The sequence below is a fragment of the Symmachiella macrocystis genome (assembly GCF_007860075.1).
Classification (GTDB): Bacteria; Planctomycetota; Planctomycetia; order Planctomycetales; family Planctomycetaceae; genus Symmachiella; species Symmachiella macrocystis.
The window spans coordinates 1,120,037-1,133,511 of sequence record NZ_SJPP01000001.1 but is presented as its reverse complement, the minus strand read 5'-3'; the positions used below and the strand labels follow the sequence as shown (position 1 = coordinate 1,133,511).

Here is a 13,475-nt window from a genome sequence, read left to right as displayed (position 1 = left end):
CAATTCCCGTGTTCATCAATCCGCAGTGATTTATCATGGTTGTAAGGAAAAGGCGAGCACTGCGGGTACGTACTTGGGTCCGTCAGCGTTGGTCGCACCGTTGCAAGTTGAGCACACCGAGCATCTCACATCCGCCAATCTGTGCTGCTGAAATCGAATTGATGAGCTTACCTCAGGCTGATCACTCTCCTGCAAATGTTGGGTGCGTGCATCTGGATTCCTGAGGTTCTCCTGTGTGTCAATAGGTTGTAGAAGAAAACGCGGAGACGGTGACAATGGCTACTTGAGGAGTGTGCTGAAATCTGTGCTTCATCTCGGATTTCGAGAAGACAAGGACACACTGTGTTCGAGGGGCTGTTTCTTGGCAAAACTGGCATCTAATCCATATGTGCCAGTGACAAACCCATTATGTCTTGGATGCTGCTGATGGTGGCAAGCCGCGTGATTTCCCCAAATTGGCTTCGTGTATGGCTGCTCTGTCTCTTGAGGTCAGGACCGATATGGTTGGGGGGTGGCATCTGCAGTTCCTTCATCTGCACAATCCCTCCCCAGCGCTACCTCATTCGCCCCTCGCATAAATGGAAGGGTGGAATTGTGAAGGTAGGAACACGCGTCATTCTAGAGAGCCAAGTGAGTAAGCAGCCTCTTACTTCAACGTATTTTTGTAGACCCTGCCATCCTTCATAATGAAGGGCATGGTTTTGAATCCCTCATCCCTGCGGGGTTCGCCTTCGAACATCTTGGGCCGGGCACCGAGTACGGTGATGTCTTCCAGCGGGTTACCGTCGACCAAAATGATATCCGCATAGGCACCGGGCTCGATCACGCCCAGCTTATGCGGGTAAGGATTGTGCTTGCCAGTCAATTGTGCCAGTTCGCCACCGACTGATGTCATCGCACGCAGCGCGTTCAAATTGCCAAATGACTTGGCATGCACCCACAGGTTGTTGTCACGAACACCACGACTGCCCACCAGGTCAGTTGCGACGACATCGGTGTTGTAGACGACTTTCGGTTTGTGCTTGTTGACCAACTTGACGAAGTTTTGTGAGCCATCGATGAACTGTCGTGTCTTCTTCCCGATGATGCCCTGCCCATAAACCGGGTGCTGCAACAATTCCTCGCTGATCGCTGCCATGTTGGGTGATAGAAACGCCCCATTTTCAACAAGCAGCTTCATGGCCTCGTCGCTCATCATCTGGCCATGCTCGATACAAAGCACGCCAGCTTGAAGAGATCGCATGACCGTTTCGTCCGTGTAGGCGTGCACCATCACATACGTGTCCCAGTCCTTTGCCGCTCGCACCGCTGCTTCGATTTCCTCGGGTAGAAACTGAAACGTATGCAACGGGTCCAGTGTCGAAGAGACACCACCACCGGTGGTCATCTTGATTTGCGTCGCGCCGGCAGCCAGGTTTTGACGAGTGGCAGCGAGGACTCGATCGACGCCATCAACAAGATGCATCAGGCCGAGTCGCCCCAGGTTGTTATCGCGGGCTGGCGTTAGATTTGGATTTCTTTGAGAAACCGTGCGCCAATCCGCATGGCCCGAGGTTTGACTGAGAATGCCACCACTCGGATAGATTCGTGGTCCGACTAGCAAATCGCGATCAACCAACTTCTTGATCCCGTCATAGCACGCCCCTGCGTCACGCACGGTGGTGAAACCGTCCATCAGGAATTCGCGAGCATTCAGCGCCTGGGTGCCGCCAAGTTGATCCCACTGCATCGCTTCGCGAGCTGGAATCGCATCGGGCGTTCCTGAAAAGGTGAGGTGCACATGCGAATCGATCAACCCCGGCATCAACGTGCGTCCGCCACCGTCAATCTTCGTGACTCTGTCCGTTTGACTTACCGCCAACGGCATGTCGGAAACGGTCTCGATCAGATTGTCTTTCACGAGGACATGCATGCCTTCGTGAAGCTTGTCATTGACGCCGTCGAAAATGTTGACATTGCTGATCAACGTTAGCTTCGGCAGTGGTTCGGCACCTTGAGCAACAACCAATGTTGTCGTCAGGATCGCCGAAACCATCAGAGTCGCGATAGATTTCAGAATGTTCATGGGGCGTTTTACTTTTTGAGAAAGTTTGTGTGCGAGTTACGGGGACGTCAATATCCGCGAAATTCGTTTCTAATCGACTCTGCGCATCAGGTACGCCAGGGGTGTTCCGGTAGATCTGTGACCCCGATTGATTCCACCGCAGCCTTGGCGACCTGATGATCGTTCTCGACGGTACTGCCACTCACACCCACCGCACCAATCAGGACTCCGTCTTCGTCCACGACAGGAATCCCACCGGGAAACGAAATCAAGCCATCGTTGGAGTGTTCAATGCCATAGAGGGGACCGCCGGGCTGAGAGAGCTCGCCGATCTGTCCGGAGGTCATCCCGAAAAAGCAGGCGGTCTTTGCTTTCTTGATAGCGACATCGACGCTGCCGAGCCAGGCGTCATCCATGCGTGCGAACGCTTTCAGGATTCCGCCGGAATCAAGCACGGCGATGCACATCTGGGTGCCAGTTGCTTCCGATTCCTTGATCGCTGCAGCGAGTGCTATTCCTGCCTATTTGAATGTGAGATGCATGAGCAGGGTTCCTTGCTTGCGGAGGAAGTCGAGGATCTTGAAATGTCACGGTTTGATTTGGCTGCAGCATCTGCTGAATTATTTCAACGAGTCATCCGCCGCGTCTAATTCCTCCAGCCGCCGAAACACGGCGGGCATCTCCGAGCTTTCGACGAGTTCAATGGGTTCGTATTAAAGAACCAGACCGGACGAAAGACGCTGAATCAGCATCGCCTGGGCGGTACGACCATCGGGAACAGCAACGATGATGTAGTTCTTGCCGGTAGTAAGACCCCAGTAATAGCCCAGCATTTTGCCGCCAATATTCTTTATCGCGTCCACCGTAGCAGCCCGTCGGTCACCGGGATTCTTCTTCATGAATTGCCAGGCCGCAGGGCTGGGTTTCGCCGAAAACAAAAAGATCCGCATCGGCTTCGGCGGTTCATTCAATGGGGTGTCCTGGGTGTTTCCAATTTCGGCAAGCAGGCCGATTGCCAAGAGGGCTATTGTAGCTGTTTTCATAGGTGATTTTGCTTTCTCTCGAATTCCGGAGAGATTTCGGTCGGACAGAAATTCTATATACCCGACTCTCCTATGGGGCGGGAGAGTCGGGTGAATGTACGTTGCCTGTTACTTCAACGTATTCTTGTAGACCTTGCCGTCTTTCATGATCAGCTTGATCGGTGGCACGTCCTGGCTGCGCGGTGCCGCGTCGAACCATTGGCTGTTGGCCCCGATAGTGGTGATGTCTTCCAGCGGATTACCGTCGACGATCAGAATGTCGGCGTAGGCACCTTCTTCGATGACACCCAACTTTCCGTCGGCGTAGGGATTTTCCGGTCCCGTCAACTCGCAAAGCTCACCACCGTTTTTTGTTAACATCTGGAGCGCCCAGAAATTGCCGAACCTGTCTGCCACGTTGTATTTGGTGAAGTCCATCGACGCACGGAAGGGGTCGCCAGTTAATAGAACGTAATCGGAGTTGAAGACCAATTTCGGTTTGTATTTCTTGCAGAGATTGAAAAACTCGCTGCTGTTGTTGAACAGCCACATGAACTTGACAGTCGGTGGAAATGTTGGATCCTGATGCATTGGATGTGCTAAAGCTTCGCGTGCGAGCGCTGTGCAGTTCGGCGAAAGAAACGCGTCCTTTTCGACAAGCAATTTCATACTCTCGTCGGAAATTGTCAATCCATGGTCGATGCACTTCACTCCCAGGTTAAGTGCACGAAGGATGTCGTCGTCCTGAAAGACATGAACGGCGACGTAGGAGCCCCAGTCCTCTGCTGTCTCGACAGCGGCAAGCACCTCGTCGTCGCTAAATTGTGATGCGTAAATCGGATCCTTGACCGAAGTCACGCCGCCGCTGACCATGACCTTCAAGTAATGCGCACCCAGCGCGAAATTGCGGCGACCAGCTTGCAGAACTTCGTTTCGGCCATCAACCATTCGAGCGATCTCCAGGCGTTCTACGTTCGCTTCGCCTTTCCGCATTGCCGGCAATCCAAAGTCTCCGTGTCCTGAGGTCTGCGAGATAAAACCACCGGCGCAGTAAATCCGTGGCCCTGGCAGTAGCCCTTGGTCGATGACTTTCTTGAGGCCGTCGTGAGTCCCACCCATGTCGCGCACCGTGGTGAATCCCATCTCGAGCATTTCCTTGGCCATAGCGGCTGCTCGTGCACCAATCTCTTCCCAGGTCGACGACTCGAGGTCGATGAGGGTACCGTCTTTATAGAAGTTGAGATGAACGTGAGAGTCAATCAGCCCCGGCATCAGCGTACGCCCACCTCCGTCGATGACGTTGACCTTGACTTGTTTCTTTACCGTTTTTCCTTGTTCAAACGTATTGAACGTATAGGCCTCCAGCCCACCACCAGGGCCTTTGGTCTGTTTGGCACCACCGGTTTTCATATCCACCTCCCAGGTCCCGGAGGTCGGAATATCTTTGGCAATCTTGTGAATCTTATTCTTCACCACGAGGACGTCCATTTCGTGGAGCATATTTTCGGTGCCGTTAAACACCTTTACATTTTTGAAAAGCGTCACTTCCGATTCAGTGTCGTTCGCTTTCCCGTCCTGTGCAGTGGCGGGCGGCGCGAGTGACAATGTGATGGTCGCGATGACCGCTAGCGTCAGAATGGCTCTGTACAGCTTGTTACTCATCAAGGTTCTCCTAATTCCAGTGTTAATTTGCAATTCCTAAGGTGTTGCGGCAGATAGCATTCGGGGGGGCGCATTCAGAACGCTGCAATTGCGAAGGCCTAAACGATTGGCGGTGTCACGATCTCGGCTAGTGAATCAACGACGCATGCATGCGACACCGCGGCGCCACGCATGTCGAAGGTGAATCCTGCGTTTACCCATACTGTCAGTACCGGTGTCATAGGGATTAAAAAAGGCGGCGACGTCCAGCAGCTTGGCGACGCCAAGAATCGTCATCAGGTACATCGGATAGCCCAGATTCGCCATCACCTCCTGCTGAAGCTCGACATGCAAAAGATTCATGGTGCCCCCACCATCATGGCCAGACAGAACAAAGACGTCGTGAGCCTATATCCGGTCAGTCGCTTGTCCATTTTTCACCTTGGACTGGCAAGCGTAGACAGTACACGCAGCATGTCTGTATGATACATGCATTCTTGGTGCCCGCAAACTGCATGTATACTGCATGTAAATACTGGACGCAAGGAAGCGATGGAAATGCTTAAATTTGACCCAACAGAGTCGACCGGCTTTTTAGTTGGTCGTGTATCTCATGCACTTAAGCTGCGCGTTCAGGAGTTTCTGGATGCCGCAGAGATTCCGCTGTCCGCTGAAGAAATCAGCATACTGACAGTCCTGGCGCATCTGAAGGAACCGGAACAGATGAAACCGCTTGCTGAGAAGCTCGGTCGTGACGCGACGACGGTTAGCCGCCAGATCGCGGGATTAGAACAGGCGGGCCTCGTTCAGCGTTCCCCTTGCGCGGATGATGGGCGGTCGACAGTTGTTGCAGTGACCAAGGCAGGCTCTAAACTCGTAGAAAGAACCATACCTCTTACACTAGCCTTGCGAAAACAAGCAATGCAGGGAATCTCTCAAGCGGACGCGAAAACTTTGGTAAACGCTTTAGCTCTGATGCTGAAGAACCTAAAAGACGAAGCGTAAAGCCCCCGCGACGCTGTTATTCATCCACCGGACAAGCCATGATGCTAGATAAACTAGTAATCTCGTTGAACTGTCATCGCACTGCGAGGTTTACGGCGCAGCGACTCTGACGGGGGCTCGCAATGTAGGTACTGAACGGATCACAAGTGTTCACAGTCAATGTGCAGGCAATCCAGCCTTCTCATCATTGCGTATAAATGTTCCAGGCAAAACACTGTTTAGCGGAAGGATAGTAATGAGAACGTTTGCAGGATCATGGCTTGGCCGATTTGCTTTGGTGGTTGCTATCGGTCTCTCGGTAGTCAAATCACCTACTATGGCTCAAGAGACGTCTGGTACAGAACCTCCAGAGTTGACGACTACCTCTGATGCTGAAGTACCGGTGGACCATCTCCAGGTGATCCTGCGTCCCCTGACGAAAGGCGAGTTGGAGATCGAGTTAAATGGCTGGCTCGATCTGCTGCGCGCAAAGATCACCGAGGTCGGCAACACTGAATTGAAACTCAAAGCCGTGCCAGAGAACGAATCAGATGATAAGTTGACGGACCGGTTGGTTGCACTTCGTATTGAAGAAACGGCGCTGGCGGAACGAACTCGGATCGTGCTCGATGCCCTGAAAGCGAAAGGGGGTGATGTCCAATCCGCGGAACAATTCATTAACGCAGTGTCAGATCTCAGTGAAACTACCGACGCAACTTCGTATCAAGCGGCGCTGGTCGCCGAATTAAAAAACTGGGCCGGGAGAGACGATGGCGGCAAGTTATGGGCACGACGATTACTTGTGGCTGCGATCATTCTGTTGGTGTTTTTCTTCATTTCCAAATTTGCTGGGCGTGTGATCGCCAAAGCATTGGCTCGCCATCCTCGAGCATCGAACCTTTTGGAGAACTTCGCCCGACGTACGACCGGAGGAATTGTATTTGTTGTGGGCATTCTCATGGCTTTGAGTGTCCTGGGTGTGCAAATTGGGCCGATGATGGCGGCCCTCGGGGCAGGAGGATTCATCGTTGGTTTTGCATTACAAGAAACACTAGGCAGCTTCGCCAGTGGCCTGATGATCATGGTCTATCGTCCATTTGATGTCGATGATTACGTCTCCGTTTCCGAGGTCGAAGGCACCGTCCAGGAAATGAGTCTGGTTTCCACCTCCTTGCTGACGCTCGACAATAAGGTCGTTGTGATCCCCAACAAAAAAGTCTGGGGCGATACGATTGTCAATTTCACTGGAAAAGACACGCGACGTGTCGATCTAGTCTTTGGGATCGGCTACGACGACAAAATCGAGCATGCCATTGATGTATTAATACAAATCTCCAATGAGCACCCACTGGTTCTCAAAGATCCTAGTGTGACAGTTCATGTTGACCAGTTAGCAGATTCTTCCGTCAATCTGTTCTGCCGGCCCTGGGTGAAAACGGCCGACTATTGGACCGTTCACTGGGACCTGACGCGCCAGGTCAAAGAGCGATTTGACGAAGAGGGGATCAGTATTCCGTATCCGCAACGCGATGTGCATATGCTTTCGGAATCTGTACCGAATTTACCGTAGGAGCCAAAAGAACAAAGTTTCATATGCGCTTGGATAAATCCTGGTTTTCTTCAACGTTTCCCCTGCATTGACTCAGTTCGAGCGTCGACTAATTCAGGAACGAGCCAAGGCTTGACTGGAGGTAGCTTGGGTCCGCGACGCAAACAGGGGAAATCCAAAGGTCACCTCAGATGAGGCCGAAGTCATACTGGCCAAAAAGTCAAACACTGACGAAAGCTTCGATGGCATGCTCCTCAAAAGCTGATCCAGATGTTATGAGAATCTAGAGCCCGATGTTGGGCAAGGAGATTCTCGGATGAAGAGCGAGGAGGCGAAGCGGTTGAAGGACCTTGAAGGAAAAACGCTCGTTTGAAACGGTTTCTGGCCGAGGCAGAGCTCGACAAAGCGATGCTCAAGGAAGCGCTTCGGGGAAACGACTGAGCCCGACACAGATGCGCCGAACCGTGAAACGCTTGCGACAAAAGTTTTCGGTCTCTGAGCGTCGGGCTTGCCGAGGCGTTGGTTTTTCGCGGAGCAGCATTCGTTACCGGCGTCGCGCCAAGTGTGATGAAGAGATTCTTCGCCGGCGATTGCGTGAGCTGGTTCCCCGATCAGGGCCGGACGGCAATGAAGTCGGCTGTCTCTCGCCGCCTGAAGTCGCCGTTCCCGTTGCCACGTACACAAGTTGGAGATTGCGGAGCGAGGAGGGAGGCGCGGCGAACGAACTGCTGAGCTTGACCGGTTCCTATCTCCCTTTTCCGATTAGTAAGTCTGCACGAGAAAAGACCGGTGATCCAAGGCAATCGATCGAGGAGCGATATGGTACGTTGGAAACGTACCTTCAACAACTGGCGCAACATTGCCTAGAATACGAGCAGACCGGATACCTATTAGAAGAGGATACGCAGCGCATCATGAAAGTGCAGCGTGACCGCGTGGCGCCTTTTTTTAACCGGAAGATTGGAATTCGCGTCCCGGGCGATAATCCGCCTAAAAACGATTCGCCGCGTTGACGCCGAAGAAGAAGCGGGCGTATCAGATCAAGGTCATGCGGGACATCGCCGATCTCGCCCTGATTCCTCCGACATTCATCACGAAACCGCTGCCAAAGTACGACTACGATAAACTCGATTACGGCATGACGATCGGGATTGCCCGCACCCGCAAAGGTCGACTTTGGGCGGCGTGGGTGGCCGGAGAGGATGGCCCCAAAGCCTTCATGGTGGCGGCGACCAGTGACGACGATGGAGAAACCTGGTCGAAACCAAGACTGGTCATCGACAGTCAGACGCTGGGGTTGCCCATCCCTCGCAGCGTCATCGTCGGCAATCTCTGGACCGATCCGCTCGGGCGTCTGTGGTTCTTCTTCGATCAAACGATGAACCACTTCGATGGCCGTGCGGGTCTATGGTTCGCCATCTGCGACAACCCCGATGACGACGAACCGCAGTGGTCCGAGCCGCGACGCCTTTGGCACGGTGTCTGTCTTAACAAACCCATTGTGACGTCAAAGGGCGAGTGGTTGCTGCCGGCCTACTTGTTGGAGAAGGAGCATACTAGCGGTATCGGTCCGTTTAAGAATCTCTCCAGAGTTGGACGAGTATCGCGGCATCAATTTTCTGGTTTCGTCGGATCAGGGTGCAACATGACAACGCCGTGCGTGCGTGAAGTTTCCCAATCCTGATTGGCATGAACCGATGATCGTCGAGCGCAAAGACGGTGTGCTTTGGATGTTGGCGCGCACCCGACGAGGGATCATGGAGACCTTTTCCAAAGATGACGGGCACACCTGGTCCACACCAGTCGATCCGCCTGAGATCAGGCATCCGAATGCACGTTTTCACTTCCGTCGTCTTGCGTCGGGACGGATCCTCTTGGTCAAACATGGCGACCGTATTGACGCGCACGATGGCCGCTTCAAATTGAGTGCCTGGCTTTCAGACGATGAGGGCAAGTCGTGGAAGGGCGGTCTTGTGATTGAAGACCGTCAGGGTGTGTCATATCCCGACGGTTTCCAGGCCCCTGACGGCACAATCTACATTTCATATGACCGCTACCGTGCGACAGACGGTGAAATCCTGCTGACCTGATTCAACGAGGACGATATCCTTGCCGGCAAGCTTGTCGGACCGAAGTCAAAACTGAAGATGCTCATTTACCGTCCGCTGGCTCGTGAAGTGGCAAACTCGCTAGGAGTATCTGATCAGCACCCAGTGTGCCGGGTTGAGTTACGATTCGCATCGCTAACATTTCCGCGAAACGAAACGCCGCTCCGTTAACACCGACAGCACGGCAGGAATAGCCGGTTGGACTTAAATGCTTCCAATCAGACTTCGTCGGCACGCAGCTCAAGATCCGTCGCGCTGGTTAGGCGCAGTCAAGTCAGGTGTTCCCGGCTTCTGGTACGGCTTTAGCGCTTCGAATCGGAAATCGATTTCGGCGATTTCCTCCTTAGTCAGCTTCAGTTCCGAGAAGATGGGGGTCGGGGGGATTGTTCGTTTGGGGCCGTAATGGCGCGAGACCATCGTCTGGAACACGCCGCGTTTCTTCCAAAGGTACAATTGGTAGCCTCGCAATTCGCCGGGATGGGTTTTGCTGAGGTTGATCATGAGAAGAAATCTGCTGTATGCATCCCGTAAAGCGTCAGGATCCGAGCCGCTCCGGTGAAGTTGCCAGATACGAGTGAGGACATCCGCGTAGATGGCACGCTCGGTGATCAGACCTTCCGATCCGAGTCGCAACTCGTAAAGCCAGCCGTAACCTCCACGGGCGCCGAATACGCGCCGGATGGGTGGCTTCGCCTCGACTAGAATGCGCATGCGAGCGATGACTGCGCCCGCTTCCTCTTTGACGTAGCCGAAGTTCGGGAACTCCTTGGCCAGTTCGATCAGAAGTTGCGTTGAAGGGACCGGTCCCTTGTAGGCAACGCCGCCGGTGGTCTGGAGAATCACGGGCCGATTTGTGACAGCGGCCATTTCATGCCAGTATTGACGCATGTCGTCTTGAGTCTTACCTGAGTCTGGCGGTCGCGAGATCATCGCCGCTGGCGACAGTTTCTCAGCGTGCTTGGCAAAAACAAGCATCTCAGCCGTGTTCTTACCCTGCACACCCAGACACAGCGCTGTACGAAGACTGCGAGACGCCTCGGCCAACACTTCCATTCCACGGAGCTTCTCGTCCCTGGTCAGCAGATCGACGCTATCGCCTGATTGTGGCCAGATCATTCCTGGGCATCCACACCAGTCGACATAGCGCGCCTGTTTGGCGAGCGCGTCGAAGTCCACTGCGCCCGATGCCGTGAAGGGTGTCGACAGAATCAGAAAAGGTCCTTGGATCTTCGGGTCCACGTTGACCGTGCCGGCAAGCAACTCCGTGCTGTGTCCTCGGCTGTCAAGAATCGTTCCCGTGACAGCACTCAAGGCGCCACCCATCGCAAAGTTGAACAGCCGCCGTCTCGTGATTCGTTTCTTTGTAGGCAAGATGCACCTCCGCTAAAGATGAGTTGGCGTATCGTGTCATGCAAATGATAGCAGAAGTCATTGCAGATGCGACGGATCGAGCCCTATACTGAATCGCTTCGCGAATGACTTCGAAGGCCGTTTTCCTCAACACTTCGTCTAAGCATTGACACAACTATTTGGACAGGTTCCAACCAGAAGAATTCATCATGAATGACTCGGCATCCGAGCCCAAGTCACGACGCTCCGGATTTCACGGTCGGACTGAATCGAATTGAACCAAGACTCTCAGCTGGACGCGCTGCAAGTTTCTACGGGCCGGGTTTTTCGAAGCAGCAAAAGCAAAAATGATCTGCTGATAGGCGTGGATCTTTCCCCAATTGCCGAGGATTTGGCATTTTTTCGTCTGCTGGGGGTAACCTCGCAGCGGGAACTGCCATAATCATATAATGACAGCGCATGTAAATATCGACGACGCACAGCTTGACGATGCCATTCGCCGTACGCACCGCGGGGAATCTTCCGCATTTGAGGTCGTCGTACGTCAGTTCGAGAGGCCGCTGCGAGCCTGGTTGGCGGGACATGTCCCGCCTGGCATCGACGTCGATGAAGTCGCGCAACGGACATTTGTCGCGGCCTTCACCCGCTTGGGGGATTACACTCCAGGAACCCACTTCGAGGCGTGGTTGTTCACTATCGCTCGCTATCAGCTAAAGACCGAACTGACACGATTGCGCCGTGTGGCCGATTACCATGCACGGTACGCGCCGGATTTGTTGCGGCGCGAGTTAGAACGCCGGAACTCCGAGCCGTCGGATTGGTATGTGGCACGGCTCGAACATTTGGAATCCTGCATCGAAACACTTGGTAAGCATCTGCGGCGATTCATCCAGTGGCGTTATGATGAAGAGATTCCGTTGGAAGAAATGGCGGACCGCAGCGGCCGATCGGTCGCTGCCGTCAAGAAGCAGCTCTGGTTGACTAGACAAAAACTTCAGCAATGCCTTGAAATCCGGATGCAGGCAGCCGAGGAGGGGGCATCATGAGTGCTCAAGAGCAATTTGCCGAACTATGGACGGACTATCTCGAAGGCGAACTGGACGAGACCGGGATTGCGACGCTGCGCGCCTTGCTCTCCTCGGATGAGAGCCTGCTGAAACTGGCCGCCGACATGTATCAAACACATCGTTTGCTCGGCCTAGTGGTTGAGGAAGTTCCGTCACGACAGGACGGTTTCGTTCGTGAAGTGCTGTCCCGCCTTCCGGAGACATCGGATGGCTTTATCTCCGGTGTGATGGCGGGCGTAGAAAAAGTGGCGGACACCCACCGGGCGACGCAAAATACGGGCGCGGGAGGTCGACATCCTACCGCCGGCCAATCGGGTAGCAGAAATCGCTTTCTGTTTCGAAAAATTGTGGCCGTTGTCGCATTAACGACCCTGGCAATCGCATGGTATTCATTCCGGCCATCGAGACACACCGACGTCGTCAAAGACGTCCCCAACTCAAATGACGAAGCAGTACTGAAAGGGAACGTACAAGTTGCGAGCCTAGCACATGCGAGGTTCTTTGGGGAATTATCGCCGTCTGTCGATTCAGTGCTTGTGCCGGAGCGGGACTACGTACTTATGAGCGGCCTAGTCAGGGTCGCGTTTCCAACAGGCGCATCGGCGATTGTCGAAGGGCCGGCGGTGTTTCGAGTCATGTCCGATGAATGCCTTGCATTGGATGTTGGGCATTGCAGCGTCCACGCGCCTGACGGTGCGGAAGGCTTTCGCGTTGAAACGCCGGTCACACGCGTCATCGATCGTGGCACCCGCTTTACCGTCAATGTCGCCGAGACAAGTGAAACGGAAGTCCAGGTGATCGAGGGCGAGGCGGACATCTTCGAACGTTTCCATGATGATGCGGAATCGGAAATCCGGTTGAATGACGGCGACGCGCAAAGGTTTGCAAAGGGGCGCGAGTTTTCCGCAGACCATATTCCCTTTGAACCCAATGCATATCGTTATAGCTTACCCGACCGCATCGTGTCATATAGCACAACAACGGCCGACGACGGCAGGGCGGAGAATCTCACCAGCGTGACCGTGCAACGTGATGGTCGCGTCGTCGACATACCAATTACCGATGTGATACCGGCTCGCGTGACGGCGTTCAAAGCCACTTCGAGCGGCGCATTCATCTGCGGCGGACCAACCATCCCCGCGAAACGAATCGAAACCTCGTCGGACCACAGCCTCGTCACGGGTGTGATCAATCCGGGCGGCAGCGTCGAACCACTTGCATCAACCCCCGTGCTGATGGGCGAGTCGGCGACGCCCGGTTTGGCGATTCGGTTCGACAAGCCGGTCGAAAATGGTCCTGGTGCGGATGTCGTGGTTTTTGATTTGCAGACTTTTTCAAACCCCCCCAATGGGGACGCCTTTCACGTCAGCCCGTTGCGATTTCGTGATGGGTTAAGGTCGCACACGATCCGTGTCTACGATCTGACGATGGAATCGCCCGGCGCTCATGATCTGACCGGCTTTCACGTCCATATGTTTGCCGAAGCGGCCGAATCCTTGGAGCAACTGGAGTCGCTCGAGTGTTCGCCGCGAAAACAGGTAATCACGTTTCGGGGTTTAGCGGTCGGCATCGACTTGTCAGCTCTGGGATACGACGACGGCGACACAGTTGACGGTTTGTTCTTTCAGGATGCCTTGGACGATCAGCATCATTTTGATCCGGTGTTCATTGGCGGTTTGCCAGCTATGAAATGACGGCCAGGGCGCCGTC

13 protein-coding genes are annotated in these 13,475 nt (G+C 54.0%); 7 read left to right on the top strand and 6 right to left on the bottom strand.

Annotation, left to right across the window (positions count from 1 at the left end; translation table 11 throughout):
- Window positions 1–646: 646 nt before the first annotated feature.
- The 5 genes from CA54_RS04395 to CA54_RS04375 all read right to left on the bottom strand — a co-directional run bounded on the left by CA54_RS04395 (window position 647) and on the right by CA54_RS04375 (window position 5,070).
- Window positions 647–2,065, bottom strand: a complete 1,419-nt coding sequence (locus tag CA54_RS04395) for a metal-dependent hydrolase family protein (RefSeq protein ID WP_146369635.1) — start codon at window positions 2,063–2,065, stop codon at window positions 647–649.
- An 86-nt stretch (window positions 2,066–2,151) separates the two neighbouring features.
- The gene (locus CA54_RS30160; protein ID WP_390816725.1) at window positions 2,152–2,559 is read right to left on the bottom strand and encodes a GlcG/HbpS family heme-binding protein; all 408 of its coding nucleotides are present in this window, start codon (window positions 2,557–2,559) and stop codon (window positions 2,152–2,154) included.
- 198 nt (window positions 2,560–2,757) lie between these two features.
- Window positions 2,758–3,087, bottom strand: a complete 330-nt coding sequence (locus CA54_RS04385) for a GYD domain-containing protein (RefSeq protein WP_146369634.1) — start codon at window positions 3,085–3,087, stop codon at window positions 2,758–2,760.
- Between the two features lie 108 nt (window positions 3,088–3,195).
- Window positions 3,196–4,728, bottom strand: coding sequence for a metal-dependent hydrolase family protein (locus CA54_RS04380; RefSeq protein WP_146369633.1), 1,533 nt, complete (start codon window positions 4,726–4,728; stop codon window positions 3,196–3,198).
- 135 nt (window positions 4,729–4,863) lie between these two features.
- Window positions 4,864–5,070 carry a DoxX family protein gene (locus CA54_RS04375; RefSeq protein ID WP_146369632.1) on the bottom strand — a complete coding sequence of 69 codons (207 nt, stop codon included), beginning with the start codon at window positions 5,068–5,070 and terminating at the stop codon, window positions 4,864–4,866.
- A 195-nt stretch (window positions 5,071–5,265) separates the two neighbouring features.
- Here CA54_RS04375 and CA54_RS04370 point away from each other — a divergent pair, with 195 nt between their 5' ends.
- From CA54_RS04370 to CA54_RS29970, 5 genes are all read left to right on the top strand, one after another.
- Window positions 5,266–5,712 (top strand): MarR family winged helix-turn-helix transcriptional regulator, encoded by a 447-nt coding sequence (locus CA54_RS04370; protein WP_197532198.1) that lies wholly within the window; start codon window positions 5,266–5,268, stop codon window positions 5,710–5,712.
- Window positions 5,713–5,947: 235 nt separating this feature from the next.
- Window positions 5,948–7,261, top strand: a complete 1,314-nt coding sequence (locus tag CA54_RS04365) for a mechanosensitive ion channel family protein (RefSeq protein WP_146369630.1) — start codon at window positions 5,948–5,950, stop codon at window positions 7,259–7,261.
- Window positions 7,262–7,692: 431 nt separating this feature from the next.
- Window positions 7,693–8,253, top strand: a complete 561-nt coding sequence (locus CA54_RS04360) for an alpha/beta hydrolase domain-containing protein (protein WP_146369629.1) — start codon at window positions 7,693–7,695, stop codon at window positions 8,251–8,253.
- Window positions 8,250–8,924, top strand: a complete 675-nt coding sequence (locus CA54_RS29975) for a sialidase family protein (RefSeq protein WP_197532197.1) — start codon at window positions 8,250–8,252, stop codon at window positions 8,922–8,924. The genes CA54_RS04360 and CA54_RS29975 overlap by 4 nt, the downstream gene beginning before the upstream one ends.
- Window positions 8,905–9,330: a sialidase family protein gene (locus CA54_RS29970; RefSeq protein WP_197532196.1), complete on the top strand. Its 426-nt coding sequence runs from the start codon at window positions 8,905–8,907 to the stop codon at window positions 9,328–9,330. The genes CA54_RS29975 and CA54_RS29970 overlap by 20 nt, the downstream gene beginning before the upstream one ends.
- A 258-nt stretch (window positions 9,331–9,588) precedes the next feature.
- On the opposite strand, the gene CA54_RS04350 is transcribed toward CA54_RS29970, so the two are convergent.
- The gene (locus CA54_RS04350; protein WP_146369628.1) at window positions 9,589–10,719 is read right to left on the bottom strand and encodes a dihydrodipicolinate synthase family protein; all 1,131 of its coding nucleotides are present in this window, start codon (window positions 10,717–10,719) and stop codon (window positions 9,589–9,591) included.
- 428 nt (window positions 10,720–11,147) lie between these two features.
- Between CA54_RS04350 and CA54_RS04345 the strand changes: the two genes are divergently transcribed.
- On the top strand, window positions 11,148–11,744 hold the full coding sequence (locus CA54_RS04345) for a sigma-70 family RNA polymerase sigma factor (RefSeq protein WP_146369627.1): 597 nt from the start codon (window positions 11,148–11,150) through the stop codon (window positions 11,742–11,744).
- The gene (locus CA54_RS04340) at window positions 11,741–13,459 is read left to right on the top strand and encodes a FecR domain-containing protein (RefSeq protein WP_146369626.1); all 1,719 of its coding nucleotides are present in this window, start codon (window positions 11,741–11,743) and stop codon (window positions 13,457–13,459) included. The genes CA54_RS04345 and CA54_RS04340 overlap by 4 nt, the downstream gene beginning before the upstream one ends.
- The last annotated feature ends 16 nt before the right edge of the window (window positions 13,460–13,475 follow it).